This window comes from Shinella zoogloeoides (genome assembly GCF_020883495.1).
GTDB lineage: Bacteria > Pseudomonadota > Alphaproteobacteria > Rhizobiales > Rhizobiaceae > Shinella > Shinella zoogloeoides.
In genome coordinates this window covers 1281659-1302567 of record NZ_CP086610.1, presented here as the reverse complement: position 1 = coordinate 1302567, position 20909 = coordinate 1281659, and the positions used below count along the sequence as shown (strand labels likewise).

At 65.0% G+C, this 20909-nt stretch carries 25 protein-coding genes; 12 read left to right on the top strand and 13 right to left on the bottom strand.

The window, feature by feature from the left end; genetic code table 11:
- Positions 1-126: 126 nt before the first annotated feature.
- The 4 genes from K8M09_RS06520 to gatB all read right to left on the bottom strand — a co-directional run bounded on the left by K8M09_RS06520 (position 127) and on the right by gatB (position 3198).
- Positions 127-567 carry a DUF2155 domain-containing protein gene (locus K8M09_RS06520; protein WP_160784710.1) on the bottom strand — a complete coding sequence of 147 codons (441 nt, stop codon included), beginning with the start codon at positions 565-567 and terminating at the stop codon, positions 127-129.
- A gap of 73 nt (positions 568-640) precedes the next feature.
- Positions 641-1039 carry an NADH:ubiquinone oxidoreductase subunit NDUFA12 gene (locus K8M09_RS06515; RefSeq protein ID WP_160784711.1) on the bottom strand — a complete coding sequence of 133 codons (399 nt, stop codon included), beginning with the start codon at positions 1037-1039 and terminating at the stop codon, positions 641-643.
- Positions 1040-1190: 151 nt separating this feature from the next.
- Positions 1191-1691, bottom strand: coding sequence for a GNAT family N-acetyltransferase (locus K8M09_RS06510; RefSeq protein WP_160784712.1), 501 nt, complete (start codon positions 1689-1691; stop codon positions 1191-1193).
- A 4-nt stretch (positions 1692-1695) separates the two neighbouring features.
- The gene (gene gatB / locus K8M09_RS06505) at positions 1696-3198 is read right to left on the bottom strand and encodes an Asp-tRNA(Asn)/Glu-tRNA(Gln) amidotransferase subunit GatB (protein WP_160784713.1); all 1503 of its coding nucleotides are present in this window, start codon (positions 3196-3198) and stop codon (positions 1696-1698) included.
- 129 nt (positions 3199-3327) lie between these two features.
- Between gatB and K8M09_RS06500 the strand changes: the two genes are divergently transcribed.
- From K8M09_RS06500 to K8M09_RS06485, 4 genes are all read left to right on the top strand, one after another.
- Entirely contained in the window at positions 3328-3633 is a 306-nt protein-coding gene (locus K8M09_RS06500) for a DUF1294 domain-containing protein (protein WP_160784714.1), read from the top strand.
- 56 nt (positions 3634-3689) lie between these two features.
- Positions 3690-4133 carry an RrF2 family transcriptional regulator gene (locus tag K8M09_RS06495; protein WP_160784715.1) on the top strand — a complete coding sequence of 148 codons (444 nt, stop codon included), beginning with the start codon at positions 3690-3692 and terminating at the stop codon, positions 4131-4133.
- Positions 4134-4220: 87 nt separating this feature from the next.
- Positions 4221-5123 (top strand): NAD(P)/FAD-dependent oxidoreductase, encoded by a 903-nt coding sequence (locus tag K8M09_RS06490; RefSeq protein ID WP_160784716.1) that lies wholly within the window; start codon positions 4221-4223, stop codon positions 5121-5123.
- Between the two features lie 191 nt (positions 5124-5314).
- A complete protein-coding gene (locus tag K8M09_RS06485) occupies positions 5315-5575 on the top strand; it encodes a YjhX family toxin (protein WP_160784717.1) in 261 nt (86 codons plus the stop codon).
- Between the two features lie 39 nt (positions 5576-5614).
- On the opposite strand, the gene K8M09_RS06480 is transcribed toward K8M09_RS06485, so the two are convergent.
- The 5 genes from K8M09_RS06480 to K8M09_RS06460 form a co-directional block, all read right to left on the bottom strand.
- Positions 5615-6124: a GNAT family N-acetyltransferase gene (locus K8M09_RS06480; protein WP_160784718.1), complete on the bottom strand. Its 510-nt coding sequence runs from the start codon at positions 6122-6124 to the stop codon at positions 5615-5617.
- Between the two features lie 98 nt (positions 6125-6222).
- Positions 6223-7704: an Asp-tRNA(Asn)/Glu-tRNA(Gln) amidotransferase subunit GatA gene (gene gatA, locus K8M09_RS06475; protein WP_160784719.1), complete on the bottom strand. Its 1482-nt coding sequence runs from the start codon at positions 7702-7704 to the stop codon at positions 6223-6225.
- Between the two features lie 17 nt (positions 7705-7721).
- A complete protein-coding gene (locus K8M09_RS06470; RefSeq protein ID WP_160784720.1) occupies positions 7722-8186 on the bottom strand; it encodes a GNAT family N-acetyltransferase in 465 nt (154 codons plus the stop codon).
- Positions 8187-8189: 3 nt separating this feature from the next.
- A complete protein-coding gene (gatC, locus tag K8M09_RS06465) occupies positions 8190-8477 on the bottom strand; it encodes an Asp-tRNA(Asn)/Glu-tRNA(Gln) amidotransferase subunit GatC (protein ID WP_160784721.1) in 288 nt (95 codons plus the stop codon).
- A gap of 105 nt (positions 8478-8582) precedes the next feature.
- Positions 8583-9287, bottom strand: a complete 705-nt coding sequence (locus K8M09_RS06460) for a metal-dependent hydrolase (protein WP_160784722.1) — start codon at positions 9285-9287, stop codon at positions 8583-8585.
- 111 nt (positions 9288-9398) lie between these two features.
- On the opposite strand from K8M09_RS06460, the gene K8M09_RS06455 reads away from it, so the two are divergent.
- Together K8M09_RS06455 and ruvX are read left to right on the top strand one after the other, a co-directional pair.
- Positions 9399-9695 (top strand): alkylphosphonate utilization protein, encoded by a 297-nt coding sequence (locus tag K8M09_RS06455; protein WP_160784723.1) that lies wholly within the window; start codon positions 9399-9401, stop codon positions 9693-9695.
- A 9-nt stretch (positions 9696-9704) separates the two neighbouring features.
- Positions 9705-10193: a Holliday junction resolvase RuvX gene (gene ruvX, locus K8M09_RS06450; protein ID WP_160784724.1), complete on the top strand. Its 489-nt coding sequence runs from the start codon at positions 9705-9707 to the stop codon at positions 10191-10193.
- On the opposite strand, the gene K8M09_RS06445 is transcribed toward ruvX, so the two are convergent.
- Both K8M09_RS06445 and K8M09_RS06440 read right to left on the bottom strand, forming a co-directional pair.
- Positions 10136-10465, bottom strand: a complete 330-nt coding sequence (locus K8M09_RS06445) for a DUF6105 family protein (RefSeq protein WP_160784725.1) — start codon at positions 10463-10465, stop codon at positions 10136-10138. The two genes, ruvX and K8M09_RS06445, sit on opposite strands and share 58 nt — an antisense overlap.
- On the bottom strand, positions 10462-10623 hold the full coding sequence (locus tag K8M09_RS06440; RefSeq protein ID WP_160784726.1) for a hypothetical protein: 162 nt from the start codon (positions 10621-10623) through the stop codon (positions 10462-10464). Before K8M09_RS06440 ends, K8M09_RS06445 begins: the two co-directional genes overlap by 4 nt.
- Positions 10624-10801: 178 nt before the next feature.
- Here K8M09_RS06440 and K8M09_RS06435 point away from each other — a divergent pair, with 178 nt between their 5' ends.
- A complete protein-coding gene (locus K8M09_RS06435; protein ID WP_160784727.1) occupies positions 10802-11737 on the top strand; it encodes an AEC family transporter in 936 nt (311 codons plus the stop codon).
- Here the strand turns inward: K8M09_RS06435 and K8M09_RS06430 are convergent.
- Entirely contained in the window at positions 11719-13365 is a 1647-nt protein-coding gene (locus tag K8M09_RS06430) for an acyl-CoA dehydrogenase family protein (protein WP_160784728.1), read from the bottom strand. The genes K8M09_RS06435 and K8M09_RS06430 overlap by 19 nt on opposite strands.
- Positions 13366-13556: 191 nt before the next feature.
- Between K8M09_RS06430 and K8M09_RS06425 the strand changes: the two genes are divergently transcribed.
- The 4 genes from K8M09_RS06425 to dprA all read left to right on the top strand — a co-directional run bounded on the left by K8M09_RS06425 (position 13557) and on the right by dprA (position 17725).
- Positions 13557-14498 (top strand): aspartate carbamoyltransferase catalytic subunit, encoded by a 942-nt coding sequence (locus K8M09_RS06425; protein ID WP_160784729.1) that lies wholly within the window; start codon positions 13557-13559, stop codon positions 14496-14498.
- The gene (locus K8M09_RS06420) at positions 14495-15787 is read left to right on the top strand and encodes a dihydroorotase (protein WP_160784730.1); all 1293 of its coding nucleotides are present in this window, start codon (positions 14495-14497) and stop codon (positions 15785-15787) included. Before K8M09_RS06425 ends, K8M09_RS06420 begins: the two co-directional genes overlap by 4 nt.
- 178 nt (positions 15788-15965) lie before the next feature.
- Positions 15966-16571, top strand: a complete 606-nt coding sequence (gene plsY / locus K8M09_RS06415) for a glycerol-3-phosphate 1-O-acyltransferase PlsY (protein ID WP_229342322.1) — start codon at positions 15966-15968, stop codon at positions 16569-16571.
- A 2-nt stretch (positions 16572-16573) separates the two neighbouring features.
- Positions 16574-17725 carry a DNA-processing protein DprA gene (gene dprA, locus K8M09_RS06410; protein ID WP_160784732.1) on the top strand — a complete coding sequence of 384 codons (1152 nt, stop codon included), beginning with the start codon at positions 16574-16576 and terminating at the stop codon, positions 17723-17725.
- Here dprA and K8M09_RS06405 read toward each other — a convergent pair.
- Positions 17657-17965: a hypothetical protein gene (locus tag K8M09_RS06405; RefSeq protein ID WP_407697073.1), complete on the bottom strand. Its 309-nt coding sequence runs from the start codon at positions 17963-17965 to the stop codon at positions 17657-17659. The two genes, dprA and K8M09_RS06405, sit on opposite strands and share 69 nt — an antisense overlap.
- A 268-nt stretch (positions 17966-18233) precedes the next feature.
- Here K8M09_RS06405 and topA point away from each other — a divergent pair, with 268 nt between their 5' ends.
- Positions 18234-20906 carry a type I DNA topoisomerase gene (gene topA, locus K8M09_RS06400; protein ID WP_160784734.1) on the top strand — a complete coding sequence of 891 codons (2673 nt, stop codon included), beginning with the start codon at positions 18234-18236 and terminating at the stop codon, positions 20904-20906.
- Positions 20907-20909 lie beyond the last annotated feature (3 nt).

Sequence of the window (20909 nt, the reverse complement as noted above, 5' to 3'; positions counted from 1 at the left end):
ATCCGTTCAATTCAGACAAGCCCCAAACCAGTACAGCGATAAAACCGATCACCCCTGCGGCAGCGGCTGCGCAAATGTACCGAACCACCATTTCCGCCGCTCAATCCAACAGCGACTTCAGAAGTCTCATTTGCCTTCCGGCGGCGGCACGTCCGACTTCGCCTTGCACTCGGTCAGCCAGACGTCATAGACGGGGTGCTCGACGGCGTTGAGGCCGGGGCTGTCGGCGAACATCCAGCCGGTGAAGATGCGGCGAATCTTGCGGTCTAGGGTGATCTCGTCGACCTCGACGAAGGAGGTGATCTTCTGCGCCTCGGCATCGTCGCGGCTGTAGCAGACCTTGGGCGTCACCTGCAGCGCGCCGAACTGCACGGTCTCGCCGATATAGACATCGAAATTGGTGATGCGGCCGGTGATCTTGTCGATGCCGGAAAAGGCGGCGACCGGGTTCTCGACACGCGCCGCCCATGCGGAGGCAGGCGTCAGGGCAAGCCCCGCGACAAAGGCCGCAAGCGCCACCGAACCGAAGCGCCGCCCGGCGTTTGCCCGTGAAAACCCTGATGTCATGAAGCCGTCTCCTGATCCGTTCCGGCGTCCGCCGGCAGCTTCCAGCTACCGGCGAAATGTGGCCAAATCGGTATCAGTTGCCCGGGGTCCAGGCGTCGTAGTCGCCGGTCACGCGCGGGCGCTCGCCGGTCGCGGCAAGCGAGCCCGGCGGGCGGTAGGCCTGCGAGGTGCCGGTCGGATTGGCGCGATGCGCCTTTTCCCATTCGCGCGCCTTGTAGCTCTCGTCGGCCGGGGAAACGTCCGTGCGGTGATGCATCCAGCCGTGCCAACCCGGGGGGATGGCGGAGGCGTCGGCATAGCCGTTGTAGATCACCCAGCGGCGTGTGCGGCCTTCGGAATCCTTGCCGCCGCCCTGATAGTAGACGTTGCCGAACTCATCCTGGCCGACCTTGGTGCCGAAGCGCCAGGTATGGAAACGGGTGCCGATCGTCTGACCGTTCCACCAGGTAAAAATCTGCTTGAGAAGGCTCATGGGTGGCGTCCTTGGCAGGGCCATGCCGCAGGGGCGGCCCGAGACTGATGGTTTGCCCGCTCGTCACGGGCGATATTTCTTCCGCTTATGGCCCCAAGACGCCGGAATGTCCAGCGATTCCCACGCCTTCGCCCACGGCTTTTCGTGAGCGTCAACCGTGAAGCGGCTTCTCGTAGACATCCAGCGGCACGCCGGAGACATTGTCCGCCGTATGCTGCGCCTCGCCCACCTTGGCAAAGCCGTGCGCATAGTAGAAGGCGACCGCCGCCTCGTTGCGCGGATCGACCTCCAGTAGCATGGTCTTCGCGTCCGGGAAGCAGGTTTCGAGCTCGGCGAACATGTCGCGCCCAATGCCCTTACGCTGGTAGCGCGGCAGCACATAAAGCTGGTGCAGGAAGGCGACCTTCGGCCGGTCCTTCGACATGGCGACATAGCCCATGCCAGCCAGCTCCCTGCCGTTATCGGCGACGACGAACTCGCTGTCCTTACGCTCAAGCCGGGCCTTCAGCGCCGGCACGGAATGCCAGCGCGCGGTGATTTCACTCACCTTGTCGACGCCGTAGAGCGCGTCATAGGTCGCGTGCCACGTCTCGGCCAAAAGCGCGCTGACCTTCGCCAGATCGCGCTCGGAGGCCGTGCGGACGAAGAACACCGGATTATTCCTCGATGCCGAGCTTGGCCTTGACCAGCGCCTGAACGGCCTGCGGGTTGGCCTTGCCGCCCGTCGCCTTCATAACCTGGCCGACGAACCAGCCGGCAAGCGTGGGCTTGGCCAGCACCTTGGCGACCTGGTCAGGGTTGGCGGCGATGATCTCGTCCACGGCCTTCTCGATGGCGCCGGTATCCGTGACCTGCTTCATGCCGCGGCTCTCGACGATTTCCGCCGGCTCGCCGCCCTCGTTCCAGACGATCTCGAAGAGGTCCTTGGCGATCTTGCCGGAAATGGTGCCGTCCTTGATGAGATCGATGATGCCGCCGAGCTGGGCGGGCGAAACCGGAGTCTCTTCAATGGCTTTGCCGTCCTTGTTCAAGGCGCCCAAGAGGTCGTTGATGACCCAGTTGGCGGCAATCTTGCCGTCGCGGCCGGCGGCCACGGCCTCGTAATAGTCGGCAATCGCCTTTTCCGAGACGAGCACCGAGGCGTCGTAGACGGAAAGGCCGAGATCCTTCACGAAGCGGATCTTCTTGTCGTCCGGTAGTTCCGGCAGGTCGGCGAGCAGTTTCCCGACGAATTCGTTGTCGAACTCCAGCGGCAGCAGGTCCGGATCGGGGAAATAGCGATAATCGTGCGCGTCTTCCTTGGAGCGCATCGAGCGCGTCTCGCCCTTGCCGGGATCGAACAAGCGGGTTTCCTGATCGATGCTGCCGCCATCCTCCAGAATGCCGATCTGGCGACGGGCCTCATATTCGATGGCCTGACCGATGAAGCGGATGGAGTTGACGTTCTTGATCTCGCAGCGCGTGCCGAAGCCTTCGCCCGGACGGCGCACGGAGACGTTGACGTCGGCGCGCATGGAGCCTTCGTCCATGTTGCCGTCGCAGGTGCCGAGATAACGCACGATGGAGCGCAGCTTCGTCATATAGGCCTTGGCCTCGTCGGACGAGCGCATGTCCGGCTTGGAGACGATCTCCATCAGCGCGACGCCCGAGCGGTTGAGGTCGACATAGGACATGGTCGGATGCTGGTCGTGCATCGACTTGCCGGCGTCCTGCTCCAGATGCAGGCGCTCGATGCCGATCTCGATATCCTCGAAATTGCCCTGACGATCCGGGCCGAGCGAGATCGTGATCTTGCCCTCGCCGACGATGGGGTCCTTGAACTGCGAAATCTGGTAGCCCTGCGGCAGGTCCGGGTAGAAGTAGTTCTTGCGGTCGAAGATCGAGCGATGATTGACCTCAGCCTTCAGGCCGAGGCCCGTGCGCACCGCCTGCCGGACGCATTCCTCGTTGATGACCGGCAACATGCCGGGCATGGCGGCATCGACCAGCGAGACATTGGCATTCGGCGCCTTGCCGAATTCCGTCGATGCGCCGGAGAAGAGCTTCGAATTGGAAAGGACCTGCGCGTGCACCTCCATGCCGATGACGACTTCCCAGTCGCCGGTGGCGCCGGGGATCAAGCGTTTCGGATCGGGGGTGCGGACGTCGACGAGGGTCATTTGTAGGCTCTTGTTGTGGTGTCTTCGGTGCTGTCTCGGTAGAACATATGGGCAGGCGGCGCAAGGTTTTCAGCGGCGCTGACCGACCTCGTTAGCCAAGCCGCAAGGATGACCGGCTAAAAGCGTGCCATGGATACGACGGCAACGCTTCTGATCATCTTCCTCCTGCTGAACATCATGACATTCTGCCTTTACTGGTGGGACAAGGAAGCCGCGCGGAGCGGGCGCTGGCGCGTTTCCGAAGCGCAACTGCTGCAGTTCGCATTTCTCGGCGGCAGCCTGGGCGCTTTCGCCGCGCAGCGGTTACTGCGGCACAAGACGCGCAAGGAGCCGTTCCGCACGCAGTTGATGGCAATCCTGATTCTGCATGTACTGCTGATCCCGATAGTCCTGATCTTCGGCCCCGACCTGTACCGGATGCTGCTCGCTGGCTGACGGCCTTTCGCCAACGCATGTTGACACGCTGCAGGATTCGTAACTATTATTGTTACATGAAAAGAAACAGCCGCCTTTCCGCCGTGCTTCACGCACTGATGCACATGGCCGAACGCGAGGAACCGATGACCTCGGACGACCTCGCGCTCTGCCTCGATACCAATGCCGTCGTCGTCCGGCGCACCATGGCCGGGCTACGCGACGCCGGCATAGTGCAATCCGGCCGCGGCCATGGCGGCGGCTGGCATTTCGCCAAACCGCTCACCGAAATCTCGCTGCTCGATATCTACAACGCGCTTGGCGAGCCGATCCTCTTCCAGATCGGCCCGGCCACCGAAATGCCGGGCTGCGTGATCGAACAATCCGTCAACCGGGTGATCGGCGACGCCCTGAAGGACGCCGAGGCGATCCTGATGGCGCGCTTTGCCGGCACGACGCTCGCCGACCTCGCGGTCGATTTCCGCGCATCGGCAAGGCACGGCCGGACCGACACCGGCTAAGCCGTCGTCACGCCCGATACTCCCCGCATCGAACGGCCGGTACCCGCTGGCCGAACGATGCCGCTCGCTCCATAGAAAGGATGAACCATGACCGAAGATGCCATCATCATCGGCGGGGGCTTTGCCGGCCTTTCCGCCGCCATGCAGCTTGCCCGCGCCCGCCGCCGCATCACCATTCTCGACACCGGCGAACCGCGCAACCGCTTCGCCTCCCATTCGCACGGCTTCCTCGCGCAGGATGGCCGGCCGGGCGGCGAAATCCTCGCCGACGCCCGCCGCCAGCTTGCCGCCTACGAGACCGTCACCTTCCGTAACGCCCCGGCCGAGCGGCTGGACGGCGAACGGGACGCCTTCTCCGTCATCGCCGGCGATGGCGGACGGATCGACGCACGGCGGGTGCTGCTCGCAACGGGCTTCGAGGATCAGTTGCCCGCCATTCCCGGCCTTGCGGAACGCTGGGGCAAGACGGTGCTGCATTGCCCCTATTGCCACGGCTATGAAGTCGGCGGCGGGCCGGTCGGAGTGCTCGCCCGCACCGCGGAAGCGGCGCGCTTTGCGGCCGTGGTCGCGGACTGGGGCCATGTCACGCTCTTCACCAATGCGGCGCCGGAGCCGGACGACGCAGCTCTTGCCGTTCTTGCCGAGCGCAATGTGAAGCTGCGGCCGGGCCGCGTCACGGCCGTCACCGATGGGCCGGACGGCATGCTCTCCGTCGAGACCGGCCCCGGCATCCCGACGCTCGTCAAGGCGCTCTTCATCATGCCGGAAGCGCGGGTGCGCAGCGCCATCCCGGCCGATCGCGGCCTGAAGCTGAAGGAGACGCCCATCGGCAACATCCTCCATACCGACGACACCGGCCAGACCTCCCTGCCCGGCCTCTATGCCGCCGGTGACATCGCACTCGGCGCGGCCAATATCTCGCTCGCCTCGGCCAATGGCGTGAAGACCGGCGTCTTCCTGCATCACTCGCTGATCTGGCCGACGCATTGACCTTTGCGGATGCCCCGGTTATTTCCTGGGCATCCGTCATGGAGTTTTGATGTTCAACTCGTCTGAGTCCTGCTGAGGACCCTGCCCGCTCAAGTTTGCGCGCAGGGTCGAAAAAACGATGAGCCCTGCCACCCTTCGGTGGCGGAACGTTTTTTCGCGTTCATTCGAACGCCGGACGGATTCTCAAGACAATGGACATTTCGCGCGCCGAACAGCGCATCCTTCACCTGCTCGCCCAGGGCGGCAGGATCGACATCGAAAAAGACGAAGACACCCGGAAGATCGTAGCGGTCGTCTGCATCACGCGGGACGGCTGGCGGGCAAGCGGCCTCGACATGGCGCTCTTCCGCAAGCTGAAACGACGGCGCTGCATCGCCTCTTCCGCAGGCAGGCCCTACCGCATCACGCAGCGCGGGCTGGAACTGGTTCGCGCCCAACTGGACAACCAGTGAACCTATGGGAGGCGCGGCGAAAGCCCGCCTCCTCCTTCCTCAAAAGCCGCCCGGTCCGTAGGCGACCGGCGCGTCCGCGACGAACTGCCGGCGCAGGCCGACCGATTCGATATTGCGATCGAGGCGCTGCGAATAATCGACGGAAAGCCAGTTCACCGCATAGCCGTGCTTCTGGAAGAAGCCGACGGCGGCAAGATTGCGCGCATGGGTCTGGAGCCGCGCCGCTTCGAAGCCGGCACCGGCAATCTCGGTCTCCATGGCGGAAAGCAGGGCCGAACCCAGGCCCTTTCGCTGCTGCGGGGGATCGACCCAGAGATCGCTGATCTCGTCGTCCAGCTTTTCGCGCGAGGCCCAGCCGGAAGGCTGACCGTCGAAATCGGCGACGGTGACGCGCAGCCAGCGATTGGCGAGGAATTGCTGGAAGGCATTGCGGGCGTGATCACGCCGCACCTGAACGGAAACGCCGACAATGGCCTGTTCCCACGCCCTGACGCCGATCCCGATCAGGACCGGGACATCTTCCTCAAGGGCGTTGCGAACGGTGATCATGGGGCGGTTTTCTCCGCCGCCATCAAAGCATTGTGCGAAACGGTTGGCGAGAGACGCCAACCGCTATCCACGGAGATGATCGAAGGGCTATGCGCCCCTTACCACCACTTGGCCGGCGTGAAGCGGCCGGCGGCCTGCTCGATGACATGGGCCGTCTTGAAGAGGCTTTCCTCCTCGAAGGGCTTGCCGATGAGCTGCAGGCCGAGCGGCAGGCCCTTGTGGTCTAGGCCGGCGGGAACCGAAAGACCCGGCAGGCCGGCCATGTTCACCGTCACCGTGAAGATATCCTGAAGGTACATCTTCACCGGATCGGCCGCGAGGTCCTCGTCGGCGATGCCGAAGGCGGAGGACGGCGTGGCGGGCGTCAGGATGGCGTCGACGCCGGCATTGAAGGCCAGTTCGAAATCGCGCTTGATGAGCGTGCGCACCTTCTGGGCCTGCAGGTAATAGGCATCGTAATAGCCGGCCGAAAGCACATAGGTGCCGATCATGATGCGGCGCTTGACCTCATGGCCGAAGCCGGCAGCGCGCGTCTTCTCGTACATGTCGACGATGTCCTTGCCATCGACGCGCAGGCCGTAGCGCACGCCGTCGTAACGGGCGAGGTTCGAGGAGGCTTCCGCCGGGGCGACGATGTAATAGGCCGGCAGGGCGTATTTCGTGTGCGGCAGGGAGATATCGACGATCTCCGCGCCGGCATCCTTCAGCCAGGCGATGCCCTGCTGCCAGAGCGCCTCGATCTCGTCCGGCATGCCGTCGACGCGGTATTCGCGCGGAATGCCGATGCGCATGCCCTTCAGCGACTGGCCGAGCGAGGCTTCGTAATCCGGCACCGGCAGGTCGACGGAGGTCGTGTCCTTCCTGTCGACGCTGGCCATGGACTTCAGGAGGATCGCGGCATCGCGCACATCGCGGGCGATGGGGCCGGCCTGGTCGAGCGAGGACGCGAAGGCGACGATGCCCCAGCGCGAGCAGCGGCCATAGGTCGGCTTGATGCCGACGGTGCCGGTGAAGGCGGCGGGCTGGCGAATCGAGCCGCCGGTGTCCGTCGCGGTCGCGCCGGCGCACAGGAACGCGGCGACGGCGGCAGCCGAGCCGCCCGAGGAGCCGCCGGGCACGAGGTCGGCGTTGGAATTTTCCGCGCGCCACGGGTTCTTGACGACGCCGTAATAGGAGGACTCGTTGGAGGAGCCCATGGCGAACTCATCCATGTTCAGCTTGCCGAGCATGACCGCGCCATCGTTCCAGAGGTTCTGGGTGACGGTCGATTCGTATTTCGGCTTGAAGCCGTCGAGGATGTGGCTGCAGGCCTGCGTGTGGACGCCTTCCGTGGCGAAGAGGTCCTTGATGCCGAGCGGAATGCCTTCCAGCGCACCGGCCTTGCCTTCCGCGAGGCGGGCGTCAGAGGCCTTTGCCATCTCGCGCGCCTTTTCCGGCGTGACGGTGACATAGGCGTTGATCGCCGGATTGGCCGCGTCGATCGCAGCCAGATACGCGTCCGTCAGCTCGACGGCCTTGATCTCCTTCGAGGAAAGCTTGTCGCGGGCTTCGGCAATGGTGAGGCGGGTCAGATCGGTCATGGTGCAGTCACTTCGGGTCAGGCAGCGCGAAGCTGCTTTTGATAAAATATGGAATAGGGCGAATCCGGGTAGTCGAGCACGGGGCCGCAGCGGGCAAAGCCCGCCTTCTCGTAAAGCGCCCAGGCGGCCGGATGCTGGTCGCCGGTTTCGAGGACGAGGGTTTGCAGCCCTTCCCGTCCGGCAGCGGCCTCGATCTCGCCGAGGATGCGGCGGCCGACGCCCTGCCCCTGCCACTCGGGCCGGGTGAACATGCGTTTCACCTCACCCACCGCGTCGGAGTGGCGCTTCAGCGCGCCGCAGCCGACAACGGCATCCCCGTCTCGGGCGACCCAGACCGTGACGGTCGGCTCGGCCATCTCTTCGACGGTGAGGTGGTAGCAGGCCTCCGGCGGCGAGAGTTCGAGCAGGGTCGTGTTCAGCTCCGCAATCAGCGTGCGAACCTCATCCTGCAAGGGACTCTCGATGGCGAGGGTGACGGGCAAGGATTACTCCACCACCTTCGGAACCTGGAAGAAGTTGCGGTCGGAGGCCGGCGCGTTGGCGACGATGGCGTCGGCCTTGTTGCCGTCGTTGACGACGTCTTCGCGCTTGCGCATCTCCATCGGCGTGACGGAGGTCATCGGCTCGACGCCCTCGACATTCACCTCGGAAAGCTGCTCGACGAAGCCGAGGATGCCGTTCAGCTCGCCGGTCATGCGGTTTGCCTCTTCCTCGCTGACAGCGATGCGGGCAAGGCGCGCGACGCGCTTCACGGTGGCTAGATCTACGGACATGGATGGTCTCCGACAGGAAATTTCCTACCCGCTATACTGACCAAGCCCAAGGGGCGCAACGGGGGAATGGTTGCTTCCACGCCCCCTCGCCGCTTTTCCGGCCGCTCAGCGCGAGACCGAACCGCCGGCCTTCGGCACCTCGATCTTCGTGGATGCGCCGTCCATCGCCTGCACGAAGAGGTCGGCCGTCTGGTCGATGATGCCGAAGGAGCCGTAGTGGCAGGGAATGACGGTATCGAACTTGAAGAAGCGCCGGCAGGCGAGCGCCGCCACGGCACCGCCCATGGTGAAGCGGTCGCCGATCGGCACCAGGCCGATTTCCGGCTGGTGCAGCTCGTTGATCAACGCCATGTCGGAGAAAATGTCGGTGTCGCCCATGTGGTAGAGCGTCGGCTCGTCCTCGAAATGCAGCACGAGGCCGTTCGCATTGCCGAGCGAATGGGAAACGCCGTCCTCGGTGATCTGCGCGGAGGAATGGAGCGCATTGACGAAGGTAGTCGAGAAACCGTCGAAATGCACGGTGCCGCCGGTATTGCCCATGTCGACCTTCTCGACGCCCTTGGCGCCGAGCCATGCGGCAAGGTCCGCATTGGCGAGAACGGTCGCGCCGGTCTCCGCGGCGATCCGGATCGTATCGCCGACATGGTCGCCGTGGCCGTGGGTGAGCAGCACATGGGTGAGGCCGGCGACGGCATCCTTGCGGGTCGATTCGTCGAAGGCGGGATTGCCGGTGAAGAACGGGTCGATGAGGATCCGGGCCTTTGCCGTTTCGATCCGGAAGGCGGAATGGCCGAGCCAGGTGATTTTCATGCATATTCTCCCGTTTGATTGCCAGTCAGCAATATAGAGCGGCGAAGGCCGTTTCCATCCATGGCGCGAACGTTATAAGCGTGACCTAAACCATATTGAAGGAACACCGCCATGAGCGACGACGACTACATCTATGACGAAGCAACCGGCGAATGGCGTCCGGCCTCGGAGATCGCGGCGGAGAAGGCCGCGGCGAATGTCGTACATGATGCCGCCGGCAATGTGCTGGCCGACGGCGATTCGGTCGTGCTCATCAAGGACCTGAAGGTGAAGGGCGCGGGGCAGACGCTGAAGCAAGGCACCGTCATCAAGACGATCCGCCTCACCGACAATCCGGAAGAGATCGACTGCCGGCACGACGCGATCAAGGGACTGGTGCTGCGCACCGAGTTCGTCCGCAAGCGCTGAGAGAGTCCGATGGCGACGCTGACACTGGAAGAACTGGCTGAAATCCTTGCCCCCGGCCAGCCCATCGCCGGCCTCGACCTCGGCACCAAGACCATCGGCCTGTCGGTCTCCGATCTCGGCCGGCGTCTGGCGACGCCCCGGCCGGTGCTCAAGCGCGTGAAATTCACGCAGGATGCGGAAACCCTGCTGGCCTTTGCCGACAAGGAGAAGGTCGTCGCCTTCGTCATCGGCCTGCCGATGAACATGGACGGCAGCGCCGGCCCGCGCGTTCAGGCGACGCGCGCCTTCGTGCGCTCCATGTCCGACAAGACCGACATCCCCTTCGTCTTCTGGGACGAGCGGCTTTCGACGGTCGCGGCGGAACGCACGCTGATCGAGATGGACGTTTCGCGCAAGAAGCGGGCCGAACGCATCGATTCGGCCGCCGCCTCCTTCATCCTTCAGGGCGCGCTGGACAGGCTTTCGTCGCTGGCGAGGGCCGCGCGGGAAGAGGACTGACGGCGGGCCTGCCACCAGGCCGCGATCTTCTTGCGGCGACGGAAGGCGATGAGCGCGAAGACCAGCATGCTGTCGAAGATGATGGCGCGCAGCACGAGCGGCGGGATGCTCTCCGGCGGAATGCCGAGGATATGGCCGTAGATGCGGAACACCAGATCATGGGCGTCCCGCGTCAGCATGAAGATGCCGAAGCTCATGTCGTAGTAGGAAAGCCCGTACCAGCTTCCCAGCAGCGCGATGGGACCCGCCCAGAGAATCAGGAACCACTTCATGCCGCCGCCCTCCTCTTCAGGGCGAGAAGATCGCCGGCCGTGAAGATCATTTCGCTGACCGCCACCCCCGCGACGAGCACGAGGAGCGGCACGACGATATCCACCGCCGCGAAGGAGAACAGGGTCGTCATGACCGAAATGCGGGCCGTTCTGGCCATATCAGGTACTCGCCTACATGGTTAACACCAGGTAAACAGCACCTTTGCCCGTTAACCCTCGCCACGCAACGCAAACCCGTTGTTAAGGTTAATTTCCACATTGCCACCGGGACGGGACGCCCCTTGCCACACACGCCGCAGCGTGGAATGAGCAGGCATCGCGTCCCGCCGGTGCTTCATGCTCGCCATCTTCGAAACCATCCTTCCCGTCTTCCTGCTCGTCGTGCTGGGTGCGCTGCTCAAGCGCTGGCGGCAGATCGACCGCGACATGTGGAACGGGCTGGAACAGCTCGGCTTCTTCGTGCTGTTTCCCGCGCTGCTCTTCATCACGCTCGCCAAGGCGGAGTTTTCCGGCATCGACGCGGGCGCAATCGCGCTCGGCTCCATCGGCTCCGTGACATTGATCGCCCTGCTGCTGATCCTCTCCTGGCCGCTGTTTCGCGCAGCCCAGGTTTCCGGCGCGTCCTATACGACCGTTTTCCAGACCTCGACGCGCTGGAACGCCTTCATCGCGCTTGCCATCGGCGAAAAGCTCTACGGCGCGGAGAGCCTTGCCCTCGTCGCGCTCGTGGCGACGCTGATCATCATCCCCCTCAATTTCTACAATATCGCCATCCTCGTCTGGTTCGGCGGCGGCACGCGCAGCCTGAAGACCTTCGCGCAGAAGATCCTCACCAATCCGATGATCATCGGCTCGGTGCTCGGCGTCCTCGTCAACCTGTCGGGGGTCCATATCTATGCGCCGCTGATGCAGACGGTGGAATTCGTCGCCGACACCTCGCTCAGCCTCGGCCTGATCATGGTGGGCGCGGGACTGAAGCTGGCGGATGCGCTGAAGCCCCGCCCGCTGGCGCTGCTGCCGGTGGGGCTGAAACTCGTCTTCATGCCGCTGGTCATGACGGGCGCGGCCTATGCGCTGGGCCTGCGCGGCGAACAGCTTCTCACCATCGCCATGGGCGCGAGCGTGCCGACCGCGATGAACGGCTATGTGCTCGCCAAGCAGATGGGCGGCGACGCGCCGCTCTATGCCGCCGTCGCGACCTTGCAGACCATCGCCTCGTTCTTCACCATTCCAATGGTGCTGACGGCGACCGCCTATCTCGCCGGCGGATAGAGCAGGTCGACGATGTAGGCCGAATCGAAACGCGAATCGAGCATGCCATAGGTCGCGCGCCAGCCGGAGGCGAGGCGCGTTTCGAGGAAAGCATCGGCGACGCGGCCGGCACCGGCGCGATAAAGCTCGGCGGCGGCGGCGGCGAGCGCCAATTGCTCCACCAGCATGCGGGCCGCGCCCTCGTCGCGCTCGCAGAGCGACAGGCAGGCGCGCAGCACGTCCACCGTCTTCTTGCCGGCCGGGCCGAGATCGCGGGCAAGCCCGGCGAAGAGCATTTCGAAGAGGTCCTTGCCCCGGCCGATGACGCGCATCAGGTCGAGCGCCATGACATTGCCGGAGCCTTCCCAGATCGCATTGACCGGCGCTTCGCGATAATGGCGGGCGATGGGCCGCTCCTCGACATAACCGCTGCCACCGATACACTCCATCGCCTCGTAGATGAGGGCGGGCGCGATCTTGCAGCACCAGTATTTGGTGACCGGCGTCATGATGCGGGCATAGGCGGCGTCTTCTGCGCTGTCGCGCGCCTTGTCGAAGGCGTCGGCAAGGCGGAAGGCCAGCGCGGTTGCGCCGGCGACGTCCAGCGCCATGTCGGCGAGAACGCGCGTCATGATCGGCTGGGCGACGAGCGGCTTGCCGAAGACGCTGCGGCCCCGCGTATGATGCACGGCCTCCGCCAGCGAGGCGCGCATGATGCCGGCCGAGGCGAGCGCGCAGTCGAGCCGCGTCAGCGTCACCATGTCGAGGATCGTGCGGATGCCGGCGTCGGGCGCACCGAGCAGGAAGCCGAAGGTCTCGGAGAACTCGACCTCGGAAGACGCATTCGAGCGGTTGCCGATCTTGTCCTTGAGGCGCTGGAAGCGCAGGCCGTTGCTGGAGCCGTCCTCAAGGAGCCGCGGCACGAGGAAGCAACCGACGCCCTCGCGCGTCTGCGCAAGCATCACGAAGCCGTCGCTCATCGGCGCGGACATGAACCACTTGTGGCCCGAGAGGCGATAGATGCCCTCGCCCACCCGCTCGGCGGTGGAGGTATTGGCGCGCACATCCGTGCCGCCCTGCTTTTCCGTCATGCCCATGCCGAGCGTGATGGCGCTCTTCTGCATGGCGGGCTTGTTGGCCGAATCGTATTTGCGCGACAGAATCTTGCGGCCCCATTCGCGTTGCACCTGCGGCGAGGCGGAAAGCGCGGCGACCGAGGCGCTGGTCATGGTCAGCGGGCAGAGATGGCCGCATTCGAGCTGCGCCGTCAGGTAGAAACGCACCGCGCGCGCCTTGTGCGCCCTGCCCTGCTCGTCCGGCACATTCTCCCAGAGCGAGGAATGCAGGCCGCTCGCCATGGAGCGGCGCATCAGTGCGTGCCAGGCCGGGTGGAAATCGACGGTATCGATGCGCTCGCCGCGCGGCCCGTGGGTGCGCAGCTTCGGCGTGCCCTCGTTCGCCATGCGGGCCAGTTCCTGCGCCTCCGGCGAAGTCACATAGCGGCCGATGGCGTCGAACTCGTCGCGCAGCGGCTTGGGCATGGCATCGGTGGCGTCGACCAGCAGCGGGTCGGAGCGATAGGCATTGATGCCCGACCAGAGCAAGGGCTGGTTGAGATCGGCAAGTTTCTGTTCGGTGTCGCGAGTCATGAGCGGGTTCTAGCCCAAGTCGCGGCGGGGCGAAACGGGGCGCAAGGCCCTGCGGCACCGTTGCCCCGCACAAAAACGTGGGCCAGCACAAAAACGTGGGAAGGCGCGAATGCTCGCCCTCTTCGCCTTGCCGGGGCCGGATCGACGCTCTATAGACCCCGCGTATCCACGACAGTTGAGGCGGAGCCCCCATGGACTTCTTTCCGCATCGCCACCTTCTCGGTATCAAGGGTTTGACCGAGCAGGAGATCACCCACCTGCTCGACCGCGCCGACGAGGCGGTGAAAATCTCCCGCCAGCGGGAGAAGAAGACGTCGACCCTTCGGGGCCTGACGCAGATCAATCTCTTCTTCGAAGCCTCCACCCGCACGCAATCCTCCTTCGAGCTTGCCGGCAAGCGCCTCGGCGCGGACGTCATGAACATGTCGGTCGGCAATTCCTCGGTGAAGAAGGGCGAAACGCTGATCGACACGGCGATGACGCTGAACGCCATGCATCCCGACGTGCTGGTGGTGCGCCACTCCTCGGCCGGCGCCGCCGCGCTGCTGGCGCAGAAGGTTTCCTGCTCGGTGGTCAATGCCGGCGACGGCCAGCACGAGCATCCGACGCAGGCCCTGCTCGACGCGCTGACCATCCGCCGCGCCAAGGGCAAGCTCTCGCGCATCATCGTCGCCATCTGCGGCGACGTGCTGCATTCGCGTGTCGCCCGCTCGAATATCCTGCTGCTCAACGCCATGGGCGCGCGGGTGCGCGTCGTCGCTCCGGCCACGCTGCTTCCCTCCGGCATCGCGGATATGGGCGCGGAGGTCTACCATTCCATGGAAGAGGGCCTGAAGGACGCCGACGTGGTGATGATGCTGCGCCTCCAGCGCGAGCGCATGTCCGGGGCCTTCGTGCCCTCGGTACGCGAATATTTCCACTATTACGGCCTCGACGCGCAAAAGCTGAAAGCCGCCAAGGAAGATGCGCTCGTCATGCATCCCGGCCCGATGAACCGTGGCGTCGAGATTGCCTCCGAGATCGCCGACGGTCCGCAGAGCGTGATCGAGCAACAGGTCGAGATGGGCGTCGCCGTCCGCATGGCCGTCATGGAAACGCTTCTTCTCTCGCAGAACCAGGGTGCCCGCACATGACCCGCACCATTGTCCTGAAAAACCTCCGCATCCTCGACCCCTCGCGCAACCTCGATGAAAACGGCTCCATCGTCATCGAGAACGGCAGGATCGCCGCCATCGGCAGCGGCGTGCAGAACCAGGGCGCGCCGGAGGGCGCGGAGATCGTCGACGGCCGCGGCATGATCGCCGCCCCCGGCCTCGTCGATGCCCGCGTCTTCACCGGCGAACCGGGCGGCGAGCACCGCGAGACCATCGAATCCGCCGCCCGCGCGGCAGCGGCCGGCGGCGTCACCACCTTCATCGTGATGCCCGACACCGATCCCGTCATCGACGATATCGCACTGGTCGAATTCGTGCTGAAGGCCGCGCGCGACAAGGCCATCGTGAACGTGCATCCCGCCGCGGCGCTCACCAAGCACCTTGCCGGCGAGGAGATGACCGAATTCGGCCTGCTGCGCGATGCCGGCGCGGTCGCCTTCACCAATGGCCGCAACCCGATGCACAATGCGCAGGTTCTGCGCCGCGCCATGACCTATGCCCGCGAATTCGGCAGCGTCATCGCGCTCGAGACCCGCGACAAGCATCTTGGCGCCGGCGGCGTGATGAACGAGGGGCTGCTGGCAAGCTGGCTCGGCCTTTCCGGCACGCCGCGCGAAGCCGAACTCGTCCCGCTCGAGCGGGACCTGCGCATCGCCGCCCTCACCCGCGCGAAATACCATGCCGCGCAGATTTCGGTGCCGGAATCGGCCGAGGCCGTGAAGATCGCCCGCGAGCGCGGCGCGAACGTCACCTGCGCCGCCTCGATCAACCACCTGACCCTGAACGAGAACGACATCGGCGAATACCGCACCTTCTTCAAGCTCTCCCCGCCGCTGCGCGGCGAGGACGACCGCAAGGCGATGGTGGATGCGCTTGCAAGGGGCGAGATCGACATCATCGTCTCCTCGCACGATCCGCAGGATGTCGACACCAAGCGCCTGCCCTTCGCGGATGCGGCGGACGGCGCCATCGGCCTCGAAACCATGCTGGCAGCGGCGCTCAGGCTGCATCACAGCGGCGAAGTTCCCCTGATGCGCCTCATCGATGCGCTTTCCACGCGCCCGGCAAAAATCTTCGGCCTCGACGCCGGTACGCTCGCACCGGGCGCACGCGCCGATATCGTGCTGATCGACGTCGATGAACCGTGGCTTGCCACCAAGGACTGCTTCGTCTCGCGCTCGAAGAACACACCCTTCGAAGATGCCCGCTTTACGGGGCGCGCCGTTAGCACCTATGTTGCCGGTGAACGGGTGCATTCGCTCGGCTGACGGGACGCGGCTTCAGCGATGGTAGATCCTCGGGTCAAGCCCGAGGATGACGGAGGATAGGGGCACTTCCCCCTCCTTCCTGACTTCGCACCACGTTCCTGTCGTCATCCTCGGGCTTGACCCGAGGATCTACAGCGGCGAATGCGAGTGTATAAACGGGGGAACTGACGTGTCCGACATCTTCACCTGGCAGCTCGGCGGCCTGCCGACGCTTGCCGCCCTCGCCTTCGGCTATCTTCTCGGCTCCATCCCCTTCGGCCTGATCCTTACCCGCATGGCAGGCCTCGGCGATGTGCGCCAGATCGGTTCCGGCAATATCGGCGCGACGAACGTGCTGCGCACCGGCAACAAGAAGCTCGCCGCCGCGACCCTGCTGCTCGATGCGCTGAAGGGCACGGCGGCGGCGGCCATCGCCTCGCGCTGGGGCCTCGATGCCGGCATCGCGGCCGGCCTTGCCGCCTTCCTCGGCCATCTCTTCCCCGTCTGGCTCGGTTTCAAGGGCGGCAAGGGCGTCGCCACCTATGTCGGCGTGCTGCTCGGCCTCGTGCCGGTCATGGTCGCGGTCTTCGCCGTGGTGTGGATCGGCCTTGCCTATCTCACGCGCTATTCGTCCCTCTCGGCGCTGGTTGCAACCGCCGTATCTCCGGTTGTATTGTGGTTCACCGAAAACGAGAAGGTGGCGCTGCTCTTCGCCATCCTGACCGTGATTACCTGGTGGAAGCATCGCGCCAATATCGGCCGTCTGCTGGGCGGCACCGAAAGCAGGATCGGCAGCAAGGGATAGCCATGGACGACCGCAGCGCAGGGACACGGGGAATTGCGCTGACGGAAAGACAGAGGATCGCCTGGCTGCGGCTCATCCGCAGCGACAATGTCGGGCCGGTCACCTTCCGCGAACTGATCAATCATTTCGGCAGCGCCGAGACGGCGCTGGAGATGCTGCCCGAGCTTTCCCGCCGCGGCGGGGCATCGCGCAGCATCCGCGTCGCCAGCAGAGGCGAAGCGGAACGCGAACTGGAAATCGCCGAGCGGCACGGCGCTGCCTTCGTCGGCATCGGCGAACCGGACTATCCGCCCTTCCTGCGCCAGATTGACGGTGCGCCCCCGCTGCTTGCCGTCAAGGGTGACCGCCGGGTCGTCGCGGCCCCGGCCGTCGGGATCGTCGGCGCGCGCAACGCCTCTATCTCCGGCATGAAATTCGCAAGCCTGCTGGCGCGGGAGATCGGCCGCGCCGGCTACACCATCGTTTCCGGCCTTGCGCGCGGCATCGACACGGCAGCCCATCGCGCCAGCCTCGACACCGGCACGGTCGCCGCCATGGCCGGCGGCCTCGACAAACCCTACCCGCCGGAAAATATAGGCCTGCTCGATGAACTCACGCATGGGCAGGGCCTCGCCATCAGCGAAATGCCCTTCGGCTGGGAGCCGCGGGCGCGCGACTTTCCCCGCCGCAACCGGCTGATCGCCGGCATGTCGCTCGGCCTCGTGGTGGTCGAGGCGGCGATGCGGTCCGGCTCGCTGATCACGGCGCGCAATGCGGGGGATTTCGGCCGGCAGGTCTTCGCCGTGCCCGGCTCGCCGCTCGATCCGCGCTGCGAGGGCACCAATGGCCTGCTGAAGGACGGGGCGACGATCGTCACGACGCCACAGGATGTGCTGGAGGCGCTTCGCCCGCTTTGCGAACCCGATCTTTTCACCCCTCGCCCCGGTGCGCGCGAGCCGGCGGAAGATGCAAGGCCGGGCCTGCTCGCACCGCCGAACGACAGCCAGCGCGAGCGCATCGCGGATGCCTTGAGCCAGGTGCCGGCTGAAATCGACGATATCGTCCGCCATACGGGCATTGCGCCGGCGACCGTCTATCTGGTGCTGCTAGAGCTTGACCTTGCCGGCCGGATTCAGCGGCACGCCGGGGGCGCGGTCTCGATTCTCCCGGATTGACAGCGGCCGGAAGCCGGACAGGATGTCGCCTGCCTCCACATAGGCCATTTCGATGAAATACCGCAGCATGTCGGCGCCTTCATTGTGCGCGACGGCGCGCAGCTCCCCCAGCATCTGGCGCACAGAGGCGATATTTTCTTCCACCGCATGCGGCGGCTGGGCGGGTTTGGCTGGCTTCAGGTTCATGGCTCCCCCGTTGCATCCACGACGCGGAAATCCCTCATAGGTTGCGTCATTCATGCATATACGACCATACAACCAATATCAACAATTGCAATAATATGTAATTCCCTTATCGGTTGTATATTTCGCAACGCCAGTTGTATCTATTGGTGCGCCACGCAAAATATCCCCATATGGTTGCATCGCGTTGTATCACTAAATTTCGCCCCCACCTCTTGACCGGGACGCTTTCCCTGTTCATGTCGAGACCACGACTTTCCGGCGGACAACCGCCCCTTTCGCCCTGCGCCCCACCGCGCGGCGCCCGGCATCAGAGAAAATGACGATGAATGTTGTAGTTGTGGAATCGCCTGCCAAGGCCAAGACGATCAACAAGTATCTCGGCCCCGGCTACAAGGTGCTGGCCTCCTTCGGCCATGTGCGCGACCTGCCCGCCAAGGACGGCTCCGTACGCCCGGACGAGGACTTCGAAATGTCCTGGGAAGTGGACAGCGCCTCGGCCAAGCGCATGAAGGACATCGCCGACGCGGTGAAATCCTCCGACGGCCTCATTCTCGCGACCGACCCGGATCGCGAGGGTGAAGCGATTTCCTGGCACGTTCTGGACGTGCTCAAGAAGAAGCGCGTCATCGGCGACAAGCCGGTCCAGCGCGTCGTCTTCAATGCCATCACCAAGTCGGCCGTGCTCGATGCCATGCGCAATCCGCGCGACATCGACATTGCGCTGGTGGATGCCTATCTCGCCCGCCGCGCGCTCGACTATCTCGTCGGCTTCAACCTGTCGCCGGTGCTGTGGCGCAAGCTGCCGGGCGCGCGCTCGGCCGGCCGCGTGCAGTCGGTTGCGCTGCGCCTCGTCTGCGACCGCGAGTCCGAGATCGAGCGTTTCGTCTCGGAAGAATACTGGAACCTTTCCGCCCTCCTGAAGACGCCGCGCGGCGACGAGTTCGAGGCGCGCCTCGTCTCGGCCGAGGGCAAGCGCCTGCAGGCGAAATCCATCGGCAACGGCGAGGAGGCGAACCGCCTCAAGGCCCTGCTCGACGGCGCGGCCTACCGCGTGGAGAGTGTCGAGGCCAAGCCCACGAAGCGCAACCCCGCGCCGCCCTTCACCACCTCCACGCTGCAACAGGCCGCCTCCTCCAAGCTCGGCTTCTCGGCCTCGCGCACCATGCAGGTCGCGCAGCGGCTCTATGAAGGCATCGATATCGGCGGCGAGACGGTCGGTCTCATCACCTATATGCGTACCGACGGCGTGCAGATGGCCCCCGAGGCGATCGACGCGGCCCGCCGGGCCGTCGGCGAGCAGTTCGGCGCGCGCTACGTGCCGGAAAAGCCCCGCTTCTACTCCACCAAGGCGAAGAACGCCCAGGAAGCGCACGAGGCGATCCGCCCGACCTCCTTCGACCGCACGCCCGACCTGGTTCGCCGCTATCTCGACCCCGACCAGCTCCGCCTCTACGACCTCGTCTGGAAGCGCGGTATCGCCAGCCAGATGGCGTCCGCCGAGATCGAGCGCACCACCGTCGAGATCGAGGCGGACAATGGCGGCCGCAAGGCGGGCCTGCGCGCCACCGGCTCCGTCATCCGCTTCGACGGCTTCATCGCCGCCTATACGGACCAGAAGGAAGACGGCGAGCAGTCGGACGATGGTGACGATGACGGCCGCCTGCCCGAAATCAATGCCAACGAGGCGGTCGCCAAACAGAAGATCAACGCCACGCAGCACTTTACCGAGCCGCCGCCGCGTTATTCCGAAGCCTCGCTCATCAAGAAGATGGAAGAGCTGGGCATCGGCCGCCCGTCGACCTATGCCGCGACGCTGGCGACGCTGCGCGACCGCGAATACATCATCATCGACAAGCGCAAGCTGATCCCGGAAGCCAAGGGCCGCCTCGTCACAGCCTTCCTCGAAAGCTTCTTCACCCGCTATGTCGAATACGACTTCACGGCCGATCTCGAAGAAAAGCTCGACAAGATTTCCGCCGGCGAACTCGACTGGAAGCAGGTTCTCCGCGATTTCTGGAAGGACTTCTTCGCCCAGATCGAGGACACCAAGGAACTGCGCGTCACCAACGTTCTCGACGCGCTGAACGAGGAACTGGCCCCGCTCGTCTTCCCCAAGCGCGAGGACGGCAGCGATCCGCGTATCTGCCAGGTCTGCGGCACCGGCAAGCTCTCGCTGAAGCTCGGCAAGTTCGGCGCCTTCGTCGGCTGCTCGAACTACCCGGAATGCAACTATACGCGCCAGCTTTCCGCCGATGGCGGCTCGGATGCGGAGGCGGCCGCCTCCAACGAGCCGCAAAATCTCGGCAAGGACCCGCATACCGGCGAGGACATCACGCTTCGCTCCGGCCGCTTCGGGCCTTACGTCCAGCGCGGCGACGGCAAGGAGGCCAAGCGCTCCAGCCTGCCGAAGGGCTGGACGCCGGCGAGCATCGACCACGAGAAGGCGCTTGCCCTGCTCTCGCTGCCGCGTGACATCGGCCAGCATCCCGAGACGGGCAAGATGATCTCGGCGGGCCTCGGCCGCTACGGGCCGTTCCTGCTGCATGACGGCAGCTACGCGAACCTGGAGACCGTCGAGGACGTCTTCTCCATCGGCCTCAACCGCGCCGTGACGGTGATCGCCGACAAGCAGTCGAAGGGTCCGGGCCGCGGCCGCGCCGCGCCGGCCGCGCTGAAGACGCTCGGCGACCATCCCGATGGCGGCGCGATCACCGTTCGCGACGGCAAATACGGTCCCTATGTCAACTGGGGCAAGGTCAACGCCACCCTGCCGAAGAGCAAGGCCGCCGACAGCATCACGCTGGAAGAGGCGCTGGTGCTGATCGCCGAGAAGGCGGGCAAGACGCCGGCCAAGGGCAAGGCGAAGGCTCCGGCCAAGGCGAAGACGACCAAGGCCAAGACCGAAAAGGCCAAGTCCGACGAGACCAAGACGGCGAAACCGAAGGCGAAGGCTGCGGCCAAGCCCAAGGCCGCAACCAAGGCAAAGAAGGCTTGACGC

Bases quoted from the DNA above. Each gene is read 5' to 3' on its own strand.
- K8M09_RS06520 (WP_160784710.1), bottom strand. From the start codon at position 567: ATGACATCAGGGTTTTCACGGGCAAACGCCGGGCGGCGCTTCGGTTCG.
- K8M09_RS06515 (WP_160784711.1), bottom strand. From the start codon at position 1,039: ATGAGCCTTCTCAAGCAGATTTTTACCTGGTGGAACGGTCAGACGATC.
- gatB (WP_160784713.1), bottom strand. From the start codon at position 3,198: ATGACCCTCGTCGACGTCCGCACCCCCGATCCGAAACGCTTGATCCCC.
- K8M09_RS06500 (WP_160784714.1), top strand. From the start codon at position 3,328: ATGGATACGACGGCAACGCTTCTGATCATCTTCCTCCTGCTGAACATC.
- K8M09_RS06495 (WP_160784715.1), top strand. From the start codon at position 3,690: ATGAAAAGAAACAGCCGCCTTTCCGCCGTGCTTCACGCACTGATGCAC.
- K8M09_RS06490 (WP_160784716.1), top strand. From the start codon at position 4,221: ATGACCGAAGATGCCATCATCATCGGCGGGGGCTTTGCCGGCCTTTCC.
- K8M09_RS06485 (WP_160784717.1), top strand. From the start codon at position 5,315: ATGGACATTTCGCGCGCCGAACAGCGCATCCTTCACCTGCTCGCCCAG.
- K8M09_RS06480 (WP_160784718.1), bottom strand. From the start codon at position 6,124: ATGATCACCGTTCGCAACGCCCTTGAGGAAGATGTCCCGGTCCTGATC.
- gatA (WP_160784719.1), bottom strand. From the start codon at position 7,704: ATGACCGATCTGACCCGCCTCACCATTGCCGAAGCCCGCGACAAGCTT.
- gatC (WP_160784721.1), bottom strand. From the start codon at position 8,477: ATGTCCGTAGATCTAGCCACCGTGAAGCGCGTCGCGCGCCTTGCCCGC.
- K8M09_RS06460 (WP_160784722.1), bottom strand. From the start codon at position 9,287: ATGAAAATCACCTGGCTCGGCCATTCCGCCTTCCGGATCGAAACGGCA.
- K8M09_RS06455 (WP_160784723.1), top strand. From the start codon at position 9,399: ATGAGCGACGACGACTACATCTATGACGAAGCAACCGGCGAATGGCGT.
- ruvX (WP_160784724.1), top strand. From the start codon at position 9,705: ATGGCGACGCTGACACTGGAAGAACTGGCTGAAATCCTTGCCCCCGGC.
- K8M09_RS06445 (WP_160784725.1), bottom strand. From the start codon at position 10,465: ATGAAGTGGTTCCTGATTCTCTGGGCGGGTCCCATCGCGCTGCTGGGA.
- K8M09_RS06440 (WP_160784726.1), bottom strand. From the start codon at position 10,623: ATGGCCAGAACGGCCCGCATTTCGGTCATGACGACCCTGTTCTCCTTC.
- K8M09_RS06435 (WP_160784727.1), top strand. From the start codon at position 10,802: ATGCTCGCCATCTTCGAAACCATCCTTCCCGTCTTCCTGCTCGTCGTG.
- K8M09_RS06430 (WP_160784728.1), bottom strand. From the start codon at position 13,365: ATGACTCGCGACACCGAACAGAAACTTGCCGATCTCAACCAGCCCTTG.
- K8M09_RS06425 (WP_160784729.1), top strand. From the start codon at position 13,557: ATGGACTTCTTTCCGCATCGCCACCTTCTCGGTATCAAGGGTTTGACC.
- K8M09_RS06420 (WP_160784730.1), top strand. From the start codon at position 14,495: ATGACCCGCACCATTGTCCTGAAAAACCTCCGCATCCTCGACCCCTCG.
- dprA (WP_160784732.1), top strand. From the start codon at position 16,574: ATGGACGACCGCAGCGCAGGGACACGGGGAATTGCGCTGACGGAAAGA.
- K8M09_RS06405 (WP_407697073.1), bottom strand. From the start codon at position 17,965: ATGAATGACGCAACCTATGAGGGATTTCCGCGTCGTGGATGCAACGGG.
- topA (WP_160784734.1), top strand. From the start codon at position 18,234: ATGAATGTTGTAGTTGTGGAATCGCCTGCCAAGGCCAAGACGATCAAC.